The organism is Candidatus Thiodiazotropha sp. CDECU1 (assembly GCF_963455295.1).
Lineage (GTDB): Bacteria > Pseudomonadota > Gammaproteobacteria > Chromatiales > Chromatiaceae > Thiodiazotropha.
The window spans coordinates 2,290,616-2,307,425 of sequence record NZ_OY734020.1; the positions used below are offsets into that span (position 1 = coordinate 2,290,616).

Below are 16,810 nucleotides of genomic sequence, written 5' to 3' on the forward strand. Positions count from 1 at the left end.
CACTCGCCTCCCAAGCCTGTCTTGATTTGGTTTTGGTTATTAGAAATCAGACATCCTTTACTACCTTGACATGTGTCAAATGGGGTTTTGCATATGCCGCACTAAGTAATATTTTTTTTGCTTTGATCTTTGTCAAACAACAAAAACGATTTTCAGTCATACTCTATGATTACACCTATTAAATGAGGTAATTGCCGGTTGGATATAACACTTTTTAGGTAATTGACATTGCCTCATCTGCTGGCAAACATAATAGGGACGGCCGCCGAATACCCTCCAACACGGATTTCTAGTGATGAACATTGACATTCGCATGGCCCATCTTTTCTCCGCACTGAACGACGATCATGTCAGGCAGGTGATGGAGAGCAGCCATACAGGCACCTTTAAGGATGGGGAGTCGCTTTTTGAGACTGGTGATGAGGCGAACCGGTTTTTTCTGGTGATTGGCGGACAAATAAAGCTGTTTCGTGTTTCATCCAATGGTGATCAAAAGATCATCGACATCATTCAGCCTGGCAATACATTTGCTGAAGCGCTCATGTTTATGGAGCATCCAATCTATCCCGTGAGTGCTGAAGCATTGGGTCCCGCAAAGGTCATCTCATTTGACAATCAGCGCTTCTTGCAGATCCTGAGTCAATCGATCGACGTTTGTTTCAGAATAATGGGCACGATGAGTCAACGCTTGCGTAGTCTTATCAAAGAGATTGACGATCTGACCCTGCAGAGCGCAACGACAAGATTGTGCGCCATGTTGTTACGGCGAATGGACGATGTAGGACAGGACCATTTCACCCTGCCGGCAGCCAAGGGCGTGCTTGCAGCGCGACTCTCCATGAAACCGGAAACTTTTTCTAGAATCCTGCAGAATCTTGCAACAAAAAATATAATCAATACGAAAAGCAATGAGATTCAAGTACTGGACGAGAATTTACTAAGATCCCTCGCCCACTTGGAATCGATATTCGGATTGGAACCGGAAAATCCTTGTCCGCAAAAAGTGCAAAATGTTTACATAGACCTCAATTAGCATCCTTTTTAACTTGTTCAACATCCCCAGGTTAAGCTGCCTACACAGCCATGTCGATCCTATGCCAGGAATAGCCACTTGTTATTCTAAATCATGTCCAAGATTTGATGTTTTGAAGATTGCATAGTGGGTCGAAGTTATTTACCCGGATTGGTTGAAAGCCAGTCAATCTAAAATAGATTATTAATTAATAAAGCTTTATATATTGTTGTTATTATTAGTATTTATATCTCTCTTCGTGTTACTTGATCTCCCCGGAATAGAGCTATTTGGCGGTGAACCATCTGGGTAAAACAATTGTAGATCCCTAAGCTCCCTTGTATTCAATAAAATTCACTCCCAGTCGATACCAATAAAGAATCACACGATCAATGTGTAATGCATGTCATGATAAAAAATAATATTGTTTTAATCGCCCTCCTTCTCTCTTTCCTCTCTACAAACCACTCACTAGCCAATGATGATTCGACGCTTGGAGTGCTCTTAAAGTCACGGCATGATATCGACTATCACCTAAACACATATGCTGTCTCTGTATCGCTGATAACACCGGCTGGGCTCTTCCGCTGTGACCCTGGCGCGCTTGCCGGAAAGACGAGAATTGACTCATTCAATAACATTGTTGGGATATCCGATGTGCGTAATGCGGAATGGAATAGCTTCTATGCACACGATCTAGAGTGTCGTTATGGTGCCAAGTGGAACGCTGTTGAAGGCACATTTAAGGCGGGAATCGGATTTCGTGACTATCAGGGTAATACAGACGACAAGCCGGGTGGGAAAGATATAAGTATTGAGGGCGCTGGTGCGCTGCTTGACTATGAGAGTGAAGTTTTCGATGCGAAACTGGAGTGGGAACGTGAGATCCATGACTACACTCTCATGCACCAGACTTCTGTCGGAAACTATGACAGCCTGATCGATGCGACTAAAAACACATTCAACTTATCAAGCACATATGGAAAACTGTATATCCATGCCAAACATCTCAGGGGCAATAAAGATAATGTCTATACAACTCCGCTTTTTCCAACAAACAGGTTCCGTTATGGCTATACCGATTTAGCCATTGGCATGAACCTCATGCCTGAGGCAGATGGATTGACTCTATTCGCGCCAATCATTGGCAACGGTTCCTACCGGGGATCTTTCAACCCTCTGTCGGGAAATTCCGGATTGAAAGGGCTACAACTTGCGGGCCGAGCCAAGGGCTTTGAACTCGATTTCTACATTGTGCGCCATGAGGGTGAAGGCAGCCGCCCCTACCTGCCCGCAACAGAGCAGCTTACCGAAAACAAGGACGCGACTACGATTGCCATAGGGATCAAGAGAAATGCTTGGACTGCACGGCTAGAGCATTCAAAGTCCATCCACACAGCCAATGCAGCCATTGCCCATCCAACATATGCAGCCATAGTTGGTGGGTATGGTCCTTTTAATAATAAACGCGCAGAAGAGAAATGGACTTTATCTGCTTCGTTCCCTCTCCTGAAAAAGGTCACAGCCGACTTATCGCTCTATCACACAGCCCGTCACGATCGACAGTTTACCCATCCCGAACATAACTATACTGAGAAAGGTGGATTCATACTGCTTATATTTAGAAAATAGCGATGATCTGCTGTTCAGGCTGACCTCAAGCCTATGCGCCCGTCGATACTTCAGCAAGTTCAATCCTGTTGCGGCCTTTGGTCTTGGCCCTATAGAGTGCTTCATCGGCTGTAGCTATCATTGCATCCGTCGTCTCCGTGGACGTCAAACGCTCTGAGCAATACAGGCCGATGCTTATGGTCACTTCGATCTCATGTCCTTCCTTAACCACAGGCTTTGCCGCCAGGGTTTGACGCAACTCCTCTGCTACACGCATCGCGCCATTGGGTGGTGTATCAGGCAGCACCGCCAGAAACTCCTCGCCGCCAATCCGCCCTACAATGTCATTGCCACGGAGGCGCTGCTTGATTGTCTCTGCCACTTGTTGCAATACGGCATCGCCCACCTGGTGTCCGAAACGGTCGTTGACCTGTTTGAAGTGATCGACATCGATGATCATTAAACTTAACGGTTGCCCTGAAGCCCCGGCGATGGCAAATAACCTGTCCATGGCCTCGAAGAGAGCTCGACGGTTGGCCAGTCCGGTCAGAGGGTCCTCCCTGGCGATACGACGATTAACCTCCGCACTCTGCTCTACCGAGCCCAAGACAAATCCAAAGGCCAGGAAGATCATGCCCAGGTAGTTAATCATGTAGAAAAGGGTATTCAAGGAATCCCTGGACTGGAAGGGGGTAACCTCATGCCAGCCGAACCATAGCGCCATGCCCCGATAGGCCATGCTAGCCATCCCCACCATGAGTGTGATCGCCATGATCATGCGGCCTCGTCCCACAATCTTGTTGCCAGGCCGGTGTAACGCCCATAGAATCAAGGCAATTTGATAGCATAATATAAATGAAGCGAGTATGAGCCTTGATTCACGATCTTCAACTAATATCAGGCTGACTACCAGCATCAGGACAACCGGCGTGAAATAGAGAATGGGCGCCATGCGGGCGCGACGCCAGTTAAGCACCGCCTGTAGAATCAGGGCCAATGCCAACGCACCGAGGGTGTTGCCCAAGCCAATGGCCAGCAGATCCGGAATCTTGCCCCGCGCACCCACCACCAGATAATAGCCGCTATTGGCGACCAGGCCCCAGGCAAGCTGTGACAGACCAGGAATGAATTGACGCAGGGCAACGATCATTACCGCCATGGTCATCGCCACGTTGGTAATTACACTGACGAAATACATGGTAGGGATATCGAGTATCATGCGTGGACATACAGCTCTGAGAATGGCTCGTGATTTGAAGAGAATCTAGAATAAGGCGCGCTCCCTCGCACACTCCATGATAGAAGATTATCTGGTCCATGAACAGGAAAGATATAGGAACACCGCGACCGATTGACATCACATGAACAGCTGCTAGCCTTGTTTGAACAGGAACTTAATTCCGCCACCTTTGGCTACCAATAGGGAGTATTGGCACAACTAATGTCCGATCAAATGTTACCGCTGCTGAACAACCGATTCACGGTAAACATAGACAGCCCCAGACCCGATTGTTCCCGACGGGACGTTGCATTCGTACGTATCGCAGGCATGGGTTCTTCCTTGAAAAACGGGGTCTGCTCCTCTTCCATGAGGAGCCTGTTCGGACTTTTATCCCATAAATTCCAAACCCACCGTGCTGAGCTGCGACGGGCGCTTGATCATGACCATTTTTTCTATGACTGGCATAGTGCCAACCTGGAACGCATAGTGGATCTGCGTACATTGACGATTATCCAGTTCGACCAACACACCGATGCCACAGTCAATTGTTGGCGCCTCTTCGACTGTTGGATACACACCTGGCAGGGTCCGGATTTCGATGCCATGAATCCAGATATAGCCTATGAAACCATGACCCTTTGCTACCGCTCTTTAAGCTGGTTAAACAAATCCGATCTCACTTAGAGGAGAACTTCATGGCCATACAATCTGAAACACCCTATGGTGCCTTCAATTTCCTGGTCTCAATTGAGGGCAGTGACCCTCATGCTGTCCAGGCTGGATTCAGTGAGGTCAGCGGCCTCTCCATGGAGGTTCAGGTGATTGAGTACCGGGCCGGTAACAACCGCAGCAACACCCCAGTCAAGATTCCTGGATTGACTAAATATGCACCAGTAACCTTAAAACGCGGCTTGATCGGTTCCCTCGACCTGTTTGAATGGATCACCCAGAGTGCCAACTCAGGCCGTAGCGGTCAGCGTAACATCACCATAGAGTTGCTGAATGAGGACAACGATACGGTATTTACCTGGAAACTGCGTAATGCCTGGGTTTCCAATTACACAACTGGCGACTTAAATGCCAACTCAAGTGAAATAGCCATAGAGACCGTTGAGGTTGTTCATGAAGGATTGATAATCGAATGAAACCATGAAGAGGCGTGTAGAATCTCTTTGAGCTTGCCACCAATAGGCTTGTTCAACAACTTGACTAACTTTCTCATTTATCCGTCCAACCGAGCTTGAACCGCCATGCTTATTCCTGATGCGACTATCATTTTCCCAATACTGAAATCATTGCAATGGCAATCCCACTGTGATGGTCTTACCGCCATATTCATGAACAGAGTCGTGTGAGCGAATAGTGACTGTTTTTATATCTGCTGGAATTGTAAGACCAGGCAGGACGCGGGTAAATGGTTGCTCGTTTACGTGGGGATGATGCAAGGTTCTTGTGCCTATCACTGCACCCTTCTCATCCAATACTTCCCATCGATTTGCATAGTGATCCCAGCCGGCATCCTGATGCTGGACCGTGACGGAAATGTCATACAGGTTCGGTCCACGTTTTCTCACCTCCACATCAACCACATCCGCTTCTCCGGCATACGCAAATGAACCGGTGACAAGAAAGAGCAATATGTAGATTATCGATTGGTTATGCATGGTTAACTTCCGTAGGATTAGAGCACATGTCCTGTTGAGATAAATATCCGCTAATAATATAGGGTTTTGTTATTTCAAGGAAGACAATGATCAATGAACCCGACCTGCCCCTATCAATCGTTTGCGCCAATAGGGGTCGTCAAGAGAGGCTTCAGCAACACGTTTCTTTGTTGTCGAGGCATGGATGAATCGCCCGTTTCCAGTATAGAGACCCACATGTGACAACTTACGTGAATTTATTTTGAAGAAAAGTAGATCGCCGGGTCTCGCATGCTCGATCGGCAGTCGCTGAGATGCTCGATATTGGTCCCGCGTCGTTCTTGGGATAGACAGTCCCGCTTTTCCATAGGCGTAATGGACAAGACCACTGCAATCAAAGCCTTTTGGCGTAACGCCTCCATAGCGGTAGGGTTTGCCTTTTAGCCTTTCTGCTATTTCGATGACCGGGTGAGCGGTTTTGATTGAAATGTTTTGCTTGTGGACGCTGGTGTTTTCAGCTTTGCTTGCTGCCGGCTTCGATACTGTGGCACAACCCGTGAACAGTGTACTGACAACCAGTACCAGGAAAACAATCAGAAAAGACCGCCAACCGCAGTAGCATATATTGTTTTTGACTCGCACTGTATATGCAGACTGTGACTCAAGCAAAATGCAAACCTCTCAGTTCCTGATTGAAAGAAAACTTACTTGCTTAATAATATAGCCAAATATTGACACGTGAGAATGTGGAAAGTGTCAATTAACCCACAGATGTATCCTTACAATATGCACCTTAGCGGCCTAACCCTGAATGGTAGCTTAATGCCTGATGAATGAAACGACTCTTTGTCCGGCAATCATTCTATATGAATCCAAATCCTGACCGGCTGCGTATACCCTATTGTGAATCATCTGCTCACACAGGTAGCAGTGAGCAATTTCATGGGGTTGGCTTGGATAGCACAATCGTGAGGCCGCAAATGAACAGACATGCCTGACATGCGGGCCTAAAAAACCCTGCAACCCAAGGTAGACATGGATCTGATAGGCGAATGATGTCACAAGTATAAATAATCATGAAATTTTACAGGGTTTTTATCGTACTCTTCTTCAGCATCGGACTGTCCCTGGGGCAGGCCGTTGCAAAGAGTTATAAAGGCGGTTTTGATGTCACCGATGCCTTGGTGCCAAACGAGAATATATTGCCTGGCGGCCCTCCCAAAGATGGAATACCCTCCATTGACAAACCCAAATTCATACCGGCCGACAAGGTCGATTTCCTGGTGCCTGAGGATCGTGTGCTCGGTCTCTCTTACAATGGACATATCAAAGCCTATCCCATCGCCATTATGAATTGGCACGAGATTGTCAACGATCGTTTTGGCAGTCAGTCCATCGCTATTACCTTCTGCCCGCTCTGTGGCACGGGTATAGCATTCAAGGCAGAACAGAACGATAAACAACTCAGCTTCGGTGTCTCGGGATTGCTCTATAACAGCGATATGTTGTTATATGACCGGGATACAGAGTCGTTGTGGTCACAGATCAAAATGCAGGCCATCAGCGGTAAATTCAAAGGCAATCGGCTACAGCCAATTGCCTTGCGCCACACCAGCTGGTCAGACTGGGTAGAGCGTTATCCACGTACGCAGGTTTTATCCGAAGATACTGGATATTCGCGCAACTACCGACGATCGCCATATGGTGACTACGAGAAAAATCGCGCGATCTATTTCCCTGTGGAGTTCGCCGCACAGGGTTACCATCCCAAGGAACGGGTACTGGGTGTGAATATCGGTGGTGTCAGCAAGGCCTATCCATTTGCCGAATTGGCCAAAACATCAGGCAGGATAAATGACAGTGTGGGTGGTCAAATAATTGAAATCGAATACGATATCGATCATGAAACAGCCACTGCGCAGGACTCTGAAGGCACGACGATACCGACAATAACCGCGTTCTGGTTTGCCTGGTATACCTTTCACCCGGATACTCAACTGTTTCAGATGGAATAAACATCCAGGAGTATAGTGAGGATGTTTACTGTTGGTAATACCAATCCACCATTTCCGCTTCTTGCGGGGTAACTTGTTATTGTCGAATTACCCTATAAAATATAGATAAAAAGTAGTGCGATATGTTTGTCAAACGTTGATGATGGTTATTAATTATAATCGCATTTGGGGGATGAACGATGAGCAAAGTACGAAATGAAGTCTTAACTGCAAATGCAGCCTATGCAAAAGATTTTGGTGACAAATCCGAGCTTCCCATGCCACCGGGTCGTCGTTTTGCGGTCCTGACCTGTATGGATGCAAGGCTTGACCCGGCAAAGTTTGCCGGCCTCTCTGAAGGTGACGCCCATGTGATACGCAATGCTGGAGGAAGGGCAAGTGACGATGCCATCCGCTCTCTTGTCATATCGTATAAATTACTTGGCACTAAAGAGTGGTTTGTTATCCATCACACAGATTGCGGCATGTTGACATTCACCAATGAAATTATGGGTGACTTGCTTGCAAGCAGCCTCAAGACAGCCACCATTGACGCCAGTGGTTGGCAGGATTCCGCTGATGGCAGCGGTTCAATCGAAGGCAAATTCATCAATTGGCTGACAATATCGGATAACGCAAAAAGCGTGGTCGAGGATGTGCTCAGGATACGCAATCACCCTTTGGTACCCGAAGAGATACCGATCTATGGATATATTTATAACTGTAATACCGGAAAGCTGATAGAAGTCCCGATGCCCGACTGATAAACCGGACAGCATCTGCAATTGGGCAATGACGAATTACGATCCAGATGATGTATTCAAGGCAAACACAGGTTGTTTCTTGCTCAAGTAGAAAAGATGCTGTCCGATTTTTTTGCCTAACACCAGTATCGAGCTCCACTCCGGATTGACATAATCCGCATGGTACCAGAGTGCGCCGTCTGTTGGGTCCTTGGTATCGCCCGCAAGGATTGTTCTGGCCAGTTGCAGTGATTGCTGCCAGGCCTTTTGGTTCATGGGCTGATCTGAACGTCCATCGCACCACCAGGAAAATTGGCAGCGATGGCGCCTTCTCTCTCCCCCCTGCTTGACCACAGCGCAGACTGAATCCGGATAGCGTTTGTGGGCAACCCTGTTCATGACAACATGACCTACCGCAAGTTGTCCCTGCTCTGATTCACTGCGTGCTTCAAAATAGATATTTTGTGCCAGACACGCAATCTCTTCTGAGATCTCAACTGTCTCGGCGGGTCGATACAGAGAGAGCCAGTGCAGGAGATCCTCTTCCAGTGATTTTTGACTCACGTCCTCACCAGCCATGATATGGCTCGCACATGAAATACTGAGCAGTAAGAGCAGTACCTTGAGTAGATAGCGGTCATTCAGATCGGACTGAAGGGTCGTGGTTTGCATTGTTATCGTTAATGAAAAACTGGCTTGTTGCTCAAGCTCAATGAAGCAGCAATGTCGGCTTTTCTTTCACCTTTTGCCGTAACAGGATGTTTTTATTAAATAAATGCATAACTCAGGCCAGAACTATCTTAACATCGTTATATTAAATATTTACCGTCAAATTTTAATGTAATTAATAGCAGCAGGCGTAAAATATTCCGACGGTATGAGCCTCATAACATATTGGTTTGTTGGCTTTTTTATGGATTCTAGGGGATCAATCCTGTGGCGGGAGAAAGAGTTAATACACTTAAGAAATAATCTACTTTAAAAAACCGGGCCAACAGGTTTGGCAAATATGAAATAAATTCGCATATTTATAAATTTTCGTTACTATATACCTCATATCATGTAGAAAATTAATTGGCTGAATAGGTAGCTCTATACAAGCCAATTGCTGGATATATAAAAATCATAGCAGGGGACCGATATGCAGCATTGCAAACGCATTACAATGCTTGCGAGATACTCTTTTCTTGTTTTCAGCTTGGCCTTTTCGCACCAATCCTTTTCAGCGGAATGCGAGCATGTCGCTCAATTGGTCTCCCAGCAAGGGAGTGTTGAGAAGAAAAGTGCCGGTCAAAACGAATGGCAACAAGCGGTACTCGACGATCAGTTCTGCAAAGGGGATGCCCTTAGAACACACCGCGACGGTAAAGCAGCGGTTCGCTTGACTAACGATACCCTGCTGCGTCTCGATGCCGACTCTTCGTTGACATTCTCTCAGATCGAGAAGACATCGCACTCATTGCTGGACCTGCTGCGCGGTGCGGTACACTTCATCAGCCGCACACCAGAGAGTCTCGAAGTCAAAACCCCCTATGTAAACGCCTCCATCGAGGGTACGGAATTTGTCGTCCGCATCGAGGACGAAGCTACCGACGTGATCGTCCTGGAAGGCGTGGTGGTGGCCAGGAACGAGGCCGGTTCAATCGAATTGAGCGCAAATCAGGCCGGCCGTGCAGCAGCCGATCAACAACCGGTTCGGATCGAAATCGCAAGACCCTTCGATGCGGTTGCCTGGGCGCTCTACTACCCTCCTCTTCCTGAAGTCCCCGGTAAAGCCGATACCCTGGCCCGGGATGCGGTCAAGGCGATAGTGCAAAACCGACTGACTGAGGCGGCAGAACTGGCAAAACAGGCTATTCAAGAGGATAGTCAGTCAGCTGCCGCCTATATGGCGCAATCCTATGTCGATCAGGCCATGTTCGACATTCCCGCCGCACTGGCCAATAGCAAGAAGGCTGCAGAACTGGCGCCGCAGAGCGCATTGACTCAGGCGCGTCTTGCAGAAGTTCTGTTAATGACAAATGATGCCAGTAGTGCTCGTGAAGTCGCCACCAAGGCAGTCGCAACAGATCCCAAGTTATCGCTTGCACATACGGTTTTAGGTTTTTCTTCACTACGGGATGTCGACTTGACAGTTGCCAGAAAAGCCTTTGATGAGGCTATAACACTTGATTCCGCATCACCACTACCTCGACTGGGATTGGGCTTATTAAAAATTCGCCAAGGCGCTCTTAGTATGGGTCGTGAAGAGATTGAAACGGCTGTACTTCTCAATCCAAGCAATGCCTTGCTGCGCAGTTATTTAGGCAAAGCCTATTCTGAAGAAAAGTGTAACTGTCTAGCCTATGAACAGTTTGACATGGCCAAGTCACTTGACCCGAATGATCCGACTGCTTGGTTCTATGACTCGATACTGCTCCAATCTGACAATGATCCGGTCGGGGCACTACTGGCACAAAAGCGTGCAATTGACCTGAATAATAATCGGGGTGTCTACCGGTCTAGGCAACTATTGGACAAAGATGAGGCCGCACGTAATGTGGCGCTGGGTAGAATTTATAATGATCTGGATTTCGAACAACAAGCACGCTATCAGGCAACCGAAGCACTTGCACAGGATCCAAGCAACCACTCCGCCCATCGATTGCTGGCGGACAGTTACTCAGGCCTTACCAACCTTGATGCTGCCAGACAGAGTGAATTGCTGCAGTCGAAAATGACTCAGCCCCTCAATCTCGACCCATTGCAGCCACAGATGAGCAACTCAAACTTGGGTTTGCTCGATGGAAATGGGCCCGGAGAACTGTCATACAATGAATACAACCCGCTCTTTACACGAAACGGCTTGGCTTTTCAATTTGATGGATCCGTTGCTGAGGAAGGAACTTGGGGTAACGATGCTATTCTTGCTGGCTTGCATGATCGCTTTGCTTTCAGCATAGGGCAATATCATACAGAGACTGATGGCTTCCGGCCGAATGCAGATTATGAACAGGATATTTACAATCTATTTGGCCAATATGCTCTATCTGATGCTACCTCAATCCAGGTTGAAATAAACCAGGACGAAGTAATTAAAGGTGATGTGGCTCAGAGATTGCTGCCCGATTTGTTAAATGATGAAAGCTTGCGCGCCGAAATTGATGTTACGAATTACAGGATAGGTTTAAGTCATGCATTTTCTAGCAACACCCAAATTCTATTCTCAAGTAAAAAAACGGATATAGAAGGTGCGGTTCTAACATCCTCACCAACTGAAACCGTTAGCCGAAATAGCGATGCGAAGCTAAATATCTATGATCTACAATTCCTGCATAATGCCGGATCACATCGATTCATTAGTGGTGTAAACTTTAATCAAGACAAACTAAGCAGCACAAGCACGTTTGATTTCTCTCCGCTCCCTTGTCTGCTACCTTATCCAGATTGCACATTGCAAAATAATATCACAGAGAAACAGTCGCGACTCTACGGTTATTATTTTTATCAGCCCTCTCAAATAATTCATGTTACTGCTGCTATTGCTGCTGTACGGAACACGAGTGAGATATTTTCAGAAAAGGAAACTATTATTCTTCCTAAATTGGGAGCTCAATGGTCGCTCACTGAAAAGTCTAAACTACATGCTGCTATATTCAGATCAAGTTCAAGTTCTATAGCGGCATCGTATTATCAAACACTGGAGCCGACTCATATAGCAGGATTCAATCAGATTCATGATGAATTCCGTCAGACAGACACTTGGAATTACGGATTGGGCTTGACCCACGATTTCATGCCGACCCTAACTGCTGGCATTCGAGGATTGCATCGTAGAGGTGAAACTCCATTTGATTTAATTGACTTAAGCACATTCAATTCTTCCATGTTCGATGTTGAATTTGATGAATCCAGTGCTAATGCCTGGCTCAATTGGTCACCTCAAAAATATGTAAGCCTTAGTTTCGAATATGATTTCAGTAAATTGGACTCCGCAACAAATATCAGTGCGGTTGAATATAGCGGCCTATCGCCAGATGGCGTGCTTGAGTTAGAGACTCATCGTTTACCGATCGCTATTAATTATTATCATCCATCAGGTTTTATTTTCGGACTAACGACAACCTACATCGACCAGAAAGGGGACTTCCAGGGAAGCACCTTTGCGGAACCTCCTCAAGAGGCAGAGGACGAATTCTGGTTAACAGATCTGCTTCTTTCATATCGTTTGCCTGACAAATATGGACTTATTTCGTTAGGTGTCAAAAATATGTTTGATGAAGAATTCGATTATGAAGATAGAAACAGCTATGACAGCCTGGCTGTAGAAACATCTGCGTCACCTTCATCACTAAGCCCAGAGCGTACTTTTTTTGGGCAGATATCCATATCTTTCCGTTAATTTGTACTTAGTAACTTCCCCTAAGAGGAGCATCGAAATGAAGCATTTGAGTAAAATTATAACTCATACCCTGGTTGTTTTTATTGCAACGACATTTTCTGCCTGCGCCGAAATGCCCACAAAACCTTGCAAAGACCCTTGTTCAACATCAAAAGACAGGTTTGTGTATTCTATTCAGTTTAACGCTAAGACTGGCGAACTTGAAGTACTAGACAAGAATGGAAAAGCTGTTGAACCTAAAGTTTTAAACCTCCCAGAGGAACCCTTACCTGTTAAAGCAATAGTCAATGTCCACACAATAATCGAAGCAAAAGGGTCATGCTTCGTAATTGTTAATGGCAAGGCATATAACGTCTGTCTATTTTAATAGTTCACTTAGTTAATTCTTCACCCATAAGGATATGAGTGAAGGTTTAATTAATATCTGTATCCAGAAGCTCACTTCGAGTGTAGTCTGGTCTATGCTAATCACATTTCTGAAATGATTAATGGAACATGAAGTTCATTACTGCTGCATCCTCCATGTACACCAACCAATTTGTATCGCTTCTCCTGAGCTAGCCAATCCTTGATCACGTAATTCGCCTGCATCAACAGCAGACGGTCACCAATGCGCCATGACAATTGGCGATTCGGTGACCCCAAACCAAACCAATTCTGTTCTATCAACTCTTTAGATCGATAAGCGATCGCTTTTCCGTCCAACTCGCTTTTTACATAGTCATCAAAGGCATTCTCGCAACCAGGTCGAAGGTAACAATAGGCTGCACGCGGTTCACCACACAATGGCAGGCTGAGCATTTCCAGTAATTGCGGGTGGTCGTCGAGTGAAATCCTGTCACTGGGTTGGGTATCGATCTGGCCATGGTCTGCGCAGATGATGATCAGGCTGTCTGTGCCTCGACATTGCGCCAATAGACTACTGAAAGCCTGATCGATCTCCAGCAGATGGCGCTTGGCCTCATCGCTCCAGATGCCCGACTTGTGACCGATGCTGTCCAGCTCTGACCAGTAGGCATAGAGATAGCGTTCATCCCCATGGCGGAGCAGATCTGCAATCTGGCTGGTGAGATCCGGCAGGTTTTTGTGTTTGACCAGGCGCGCCCTGCCGAGATGGGCCCGATTAAAGTCCGAATCGGCGATATAGGCCGGAGACACCATGACTGAGTCATAAGCGATTTTATCGCTGAATGGGGTGTGCCCATGCAAGGCCTGGGTGTCGATGCCCGCCTGTCCCAGGGTGACGCCACCATATCTTGGCCAGCCAGGCAGTACAGCCAATATGGCGCCCAACTCTCTGAAGTAGATATGCCAGCCGGTGAGGCCATGCTGCTGCGGTGCGTCGCCGGTGAGAAAGGTGGTCACGGCACTAGCGGTAGTCGGGGGGAAAACAGAGGTTATCGCACCCTTGAGATGCGCATTCAACGTCTCGGCTTCAGGATGAGCTCGAAGATAGTTGGCTCCCAGACCGTCCACCACCCAGAGTAGGATTTTACGGTAGGACCCGAGTGGCGTGGATACCAGGAGATCGAGCGGTGGGTAGCTGTGGCGGTCACCACCCATCGCCCTCTGCAAGGAAGCCATCAGATTGACAATACTGCCGCCGTTATAGTCGGGTAATGGCATAATACCTACCGATCGTGGATGCTGATACACGATGAATCATTGTACATTTTCAGGAATTCTTTCATATTGTTCAAAATGAAGATACAGCCGATATATAACTTGTAATCCAATCACTTTGTATTCCCAAATCTTACAAAGGCTATGATCGACATGCCCAATGCCTTATCATTTGCGACTAATAGCCCTTTATGTGATTTCTAGAGAGGATTCAAGGTTAGTGGCTACACATGATGACGATCATCCCGCACCTGACGATGAAGCGACACGCATCGCCACGACCGGCAGCACGGGCAACCAAAATCATACCGGCCCAACAACACCTATTACCGATCCAGGAAAGAGTGTCACTGAAGCATTGACCGCCGTCTCTGAAGAGCTGGCAAATTCAACCTCCAGCGTAGTAGGCATCGGCTCAGTACTGAAAAACCGCTTTGTCCTTGAACAGATGCTGGGACGGGGTGGCATGGGGGTGGTCTACAAGGCCAGGGATTTGCGCAAGGTCGAGGCGATGGACCGGGACCCCTATATCGCAGTCAAGGTATTGTCGAAGGATTTTCAGGCCAATCCGGACTCTTTCATTGCCCTGCAGCGGGAGAGCAAGAAGGCGCAACAGCTGGCACACCCCAATATCGTGACAGTCTACGATTTCGACCGGGATGGTCCCAATGTGTTCATGACCATGGAGCTGTTGGAGGGCGAACCTCTCGATCAGCTGATCAGGCGTCTTCGTCCGGCCACCCTGCCGACCCAACAGGTCCTCTCGATTATCGAACAGATGGCCCGCGCACTTGCCTACGCCCATTCCGAGAGTATCGTTCACTCCGACTTCAAGCCGGGCAATGTGTTTCTGACCTCGAAAAGCGTGGTCAAAGTGGTGGATTTCGGCATCGCCCGGGCTGCCAAAAGAGCCGATCGCCCGGCAGAGGATGCCACAATCTTCGATCCCGGCTCCCTCGGCGCCCTGACCCCAACCTATGCCAGTTGTGAAATGCTGGAGTATGGTGAGCCGGATCCGAGAGATGATGTCTATGGCCTGTCGGTGGTTGCCTATGAGCTGCTGGCAGGAAGCCATCCCTTCGATCGTAAACCGGCAACTTATGCGCGGGATCTAAATCTCAAGCCTAAACGCCCCAAGGAGCTGCCGAAGGAAATCTGGAATGCCATTATCCATGGATTGGAGTTCGATCGGGAGAAACGGACCCGTAACGCGACAGAGTTCCTCAAAGAGATGTCCGGCCCCCGCCCGGGGAGGGACAGTGCGCTTCCCAAATGGGCCATACCGGCGGCTGTAGCGATAGTCCTGCTGCTTGTCATCACCACCGGCTCGCTGCTCTTCAATGGGCAAAATGGAGATCTTCAACCAGAAATTGTACTAGAGGAGACATCATCACTGGAACCAGAGATGCGGGAGAGGATTGAGAATATTCTCGAGGTCGCTGAGGTGCATATGCTTGTCGGTCGACTTCTGGAGCCGCCGGGTAGCAGCGCCTATGATGCCTATCATCAGATATTGATCATGCATCAACACAACAAGCAGGCCACCGAAGGCCTACAGCAAGTAGGCGATCTTCTTGAACAACAGGTGAGAGACTTGATCGAGTCAAAAGAGATTCAAGCGGGTAAGTCATTGCTGGAAAAAGGCCTTGATGCCCTGCCCGAGCATCAGGGATTAAAAAAGTTACAGAGTGATTTATAAAAAACCCTTTACGCAGACGCTGCCAAGATCGTAGTTACCGCGGCGACAGGTGACTCCCTTCACATCGATCAGCCACACAAGCCAATACAGCTTGCCATATCTCTTCCCAACAGCAAATGTGAGTAAAATCCTCGAACAGTATGTAGCGACTGTCAGGTTGATTGATCAAAGCATCGCGAATTATCCCTGGAGGTATATTACTATCCTTGCCCCCCGCCAGATGATACTGCCGGATTGTTGTGGGCAAAGGCGATATCGACTTAGGGTTCTTTGACCCCTCCAAGGGATCGTAGCCATGCAGATCAGCCCAGGTCTCAACGTCCAGGTTACCGGCTATGGTGACGATGCTTTGAGTCTCAGGAAATTTCTCAGCCATAAGCATGGCCAAGCCCCCTCCTCCACTGAATCCCACCAGATGGAGATTTGTATGCCCGTACTCAGCCATGATCTTCCGCAGCACCCTGGCCATGCTATCGATCACATCCTCAGAGTAGCGTGCTGAAGTCCAGTAATCGGGGGTGCAGGGGTGACGATCAGAATAGCCATGGTAACAGGGTCGCCCAAGAAAAAGACTGGGTGATTTATCCATTGCCATCAATTTCAGTGTTACAGGCCTTCTCGGTGTAGGATCGCTGGCGATGATGAATCCGCCAATCCAAGGTGTGCCGTCTCCCCCCAGGTAGACATGCAGGGTCGATGATGTGCCCAGTTTGCCGTTATCGTAGATGACATGGGAAAAATCCCCTCCCTCCACCTCTGTTCTATGGAAACCCTGTTCCTGCGCCATTCCGTCAAAGCGTTCACTGGGGGTGGTACAGGCGGCGAGCAGGGCCCATATTGCAATGCAGCAAATACGTGAATATGTCATAGATACCCGATTAA

The 16,810-nt window shown here is 47.8% G+C and carries 15 protein-coding genes; 9 read left to right on the top strand and 6 right to left on the bottom strand.

Going from position 1 to position 16,810, the window contains the following annotated elements:
* The first annotated feature begins 295 nt into the window (after window positions 1-295).
* Together R2K28_RS10395 and R2K28_RS10400 are read left to right on the top strand one after the other, a co-directional pair.
* Window positions 296-1,033 carry a Crp/Fnr family transcriptional regulator gene (locus R2K28_RS10395; RefSeq protein ID WP_316364246.1) on the top strand — a complete coding sequence of 246 codons (738 nt, stop codon included), beginning with the start codon at window positions 296-298 and terminating at the stop codon, window positions 1,031-1,033.
* 387 nt (window positions 1,034-1,420) lie between these two features.
* Entirely contained in the window at window positions 1,421-2,644 is a 1,224-nt protein-coding gene (locus tag R2K28_RS10400; protein WP_316364247.1) for a hypothetical protein, read from the top strand.
* 31 nt (window positions 2,645-2,675) lie between these two features.
* Here R2K28_RS10400 and R2K28_RS10405 read toward each other — a convergent pair whose 3' ends face one another.
* Window positions 2,676-3,842 (bottom strand): GGDEF domain-containing protein, encoded by a 1,167-nt coding sequence (locus tag R2K28_RS10405; protein ID WP_316364248.1) that lies wholly within the window; start codon window positions 3,840-3,842, stop codon window positions 2,676-2,678.
* Between the two features lie 222 nt (window positions 3,843-4,064).
* Here R2K28_RS10405 and R2K28_RS10410 point away from each other — a divergent pair, with 222 nt between their 5' ends.
* Window positions 4,065-4,529 (top strand): phage tail protein, encoded by a 465-nt coding sequence (locus tag R2K28_RS10410; protein ID WP_316364249.1) that lies wholly within the window; start codon window positions 4,065-4,067, stop codon window positions 4,527-4,529.
* An 11-nt stretch (window positions 4,530-4,540) separates the two neighbouring features.
* Window positions 4,541-4,990: a phage tail protein gene (locus R2K28_RS10415; protein WP_316364250.1), complete on the top strand. Its 450-nt coding sequence runs from the start codon at window positions 4,541-4,543 to the stop codon at window positions 4,988-4,990.
* Between the two features lie 147 nt (window positions 4,991-5,137).
* On the opposite strand, the gene R2K28_RS10420 is transcribed toward R2K28_RS10415, so the two are convergent.
* Both R2K28_RS10420 and R2K28_RS10425 read right to left on the bottom strand, forming a co-directional pair.
* Entirely contained in the window at window positions 5,138-5,509 is a 372-nt protein-coding gene (locus tag R2K28_RS10420; protein WP_316364251.1) for a hypothetical protein, read from the bottom strand.
* Between the two features lie 90 nt (window positions 5,510-5,599).
* Window positions 5,600-6,157: a C40 family peptidase gene (locus R2K28_RS10425; RefSeq protein WP_316364252.1), complete on the bottom strand. Its 558-nt coding sequence runs from the start codon at window positions 6,155-6,157 to the stop codon at window positions 5,600-5,602.
* 407 nt (window positions 6,158-6,564) lie between these two features.
* On the opposite strand from R2K28_RS10425, the gene R2K28_RS10430 reads away from it, so the two are divergent.
* On the top strand, window positions 6,565-7,503 hold the full coding sequence (locus R2K28_RS10430) for a DUF3179 domain-containing protein (RefSeq protein ID WP_316364253.1): 939 nt from the start codon (window positions 6,565-6,567) through the stop codon (window positions 7,501-7,503).
* A gap of 179 nt (window positions 7,504-7,682) precedes the next feature.
* Window positions 7,683-8,246 (top strand): beta-class carbonic anhydrase, encoded by a 564-nt coding sequence (locus R2K28_RS10435; RefSeq protein WP_316364254.1) that lies wholly within the window; start codon window positions 7,683-7,685, stop codon window positions 8,244-8,246.
* A gap of 36 nt (window positions 8,247-8,282) precedes the next feature.
* Here the strand turns inward: R2K28_RS10435 and R2K28_RS10440 are convergent, their stop codons facing one another.
* Window positions 8,283-8,897 (bottom strand): cell wall hydrolase, encoded by a 615-nt coding sequence (locus R2K28_RS10440; protein ID WP_316364255.1) that lies wholly within the window; start codon window positions 8,895-8,897, stop codon window positions 8,283-8,285.
* Between the two features lie 469 nt (window positions 8,898-9,366).
* On the opposite strand from R2K28_RS10440, the gene R2K28_RS10445 reads away from it, so the two are divergent.
* Together R2K28_RS10445 and R2K28_RS10450 are read left to right on the top strand one after the other, a co-directional pair.
* Complete coding sequence (locus R2K28_RS10445; protein WP_316364256.1) at window positions 9,367-12,606, top strand: FecR domain-containing protein; 3,240 nt, start codon at window positions 9,367-9,369, stop codon at window positions 12,604-12,606.
* Between the two features lie 37 nt (window positions 12,607-12,643).
* Window positions 12,644-12,973: a hypothetical protein gene (locus R2K28_RS10450; protein WP_316364257.1), complete on the top strand. Its 330-nt coding sequence runs from the start codon at window positions 12,644-12,646 to the stop codon at window positions 12,971-12,973.
* Between the two features lie 101 nt (window positions 12,974-13,074).
* Here R2K28_RS10450 and R2K28_RS10455 read toward each other — a convergent pair whose 3' ends face one another.
* Window positions 13,075-14,232, bottom strand: coding sequence for an alkaline phosphatase family protein (locus R2K28_RS10455; protein WP_316364259.1), 1,158 nt, complete (start codon window positions 14,230-14,232; stop codon window positions 13,075-13,077).
* 217 nt (window positions 14,233-14,449) lie between these two features.
* Here R2K28_RS10455 and R2K28_RS10460 point away from each other — a divergent pair, with 217 nt between their 5' ends.
* Window positions 14,450-15,928, top strand: a complete 1,479-nt coding sequence (locus tag R2K28_RS10460; protein WP_316364260.1) for a serine/threonine-protein kinase — start codon at window positions 14,450-14,452, stop codon at window positions 15,926-15,928.
* A 34-nt stretch (window positions 15,929-15,962) separates the two neighbouring features.
* On the opposite strand, the gene R2K28_RS10465 is transcribed toward R2K28_RS10460, so the two are convergent.
* Window positions 15,963-16,796 carry an alpha/beta hydrolase gene (locus tag R2K28_RS10465; protein ID WP_316364261.1) on the bottom strand — a complete coding sequence of 278 codons (834 nt, stop codon included), beginning with the start codon at window positions 16,794-16,796 and terminating at the stop codon, window positions 15,963-15,965.
* Between the last annotated feature and the right edge of the window lie 14 nt (window positions 16,797-16,810).

Excerpts from the sequence above, each read along its gene's own strand:
- R2K28_RS10415 (WP_316364250.1), top strand. The coding sequence starts at position 4,541 with ATGGCCATACAATCTGAAACACCCTATGGTGCCTTCAATTTCCTGGTC.
- R2K28_RS10455 (WP_316364259.1), bottom strand. The coding sequence starts at position 14,232 with ATGCCATTACCCGACTATAACGGCGGCAGTATTGTCAATCTGATGGCT.
- R2K28_RS10445 (WP_316364256.1), top strand. The coding sequence starts at position 9,367 with ATGCAGCATTGCAAACGCATTACAATGCTTGCGAGATACTCTTTTCTT.
- R2K28_RS10395 (WP_316364246.1), top strand. The coding sequence starts at position 296 with ATGAACATTGACATTCGCATGGCCCATCTTTTCTCCGCACTGAACGAC.
- R2K28_RS10440 (WP_316364255.1), bottom strand. The coding sequence starts at position 8,897 with ATGCAAACCACGACCCTTCAGTCCGATCTGAATGACCGCTATCTACTC.
- R2K28_RS10410 (WP_316364249.1), top strand. The coding sequence starts at position 4,065 with ATGTCCGATCAAATGTTACCGCTGCTGAACAACCGATTCACGGTAAAC.
- R2K28_RS10420 (WP_316364251.1), bottom strand. The coding sequence starts at position 5,509 with ATGCATAACCAATCGATAATCTACATATTGCTCTTTCTTGTCACCGGT.
- R2K28_RS10405 (WP_316364248.1), bottom strand. The coding sequence starts at position 3,842 with ATGATACTCGATATCCCTACCATGTATTTCGTCAGTGTAATTACCAAC.
- R2K28_RS10435 (WP_316364254.1), top strand. The coding sequence starts at position 7,683 with ATGAGCAAAGTACGAAATGAAGTCTTAACTGCAAATGCAGCCTATGCA.
- R2K28_RS10450 (WP_316364257.1), top strand. The coding sequence starts at position 12,644 with ATGAAGCATTTGAGTAAAATTATAACTCATACCCTGGTTGTTTTTATT.
- R2K28_RS10400 (WP_316364247.1), top strand. The coding sequence starts at position 1,421 with ATGATAAAAAATAATATTGTTTTAATCGCCCTCCTTCTCTCTTTCCTC.
- R2K28_RS10465 (WP_316364261.1), bottom strand. The coding sequence starts at position 16,796 with ATGACATATTCACGTATTTGCTGCATTGCAATATGGGCCCTGCTCGCC.
- R2K28_RS10430 (WP_316364253.1), top strand. The coding sequence starts at position 6,565 with ATGAAATTTTACAGGGTTTTTATCGTACTCTTCTTCAGCATCGGACTG.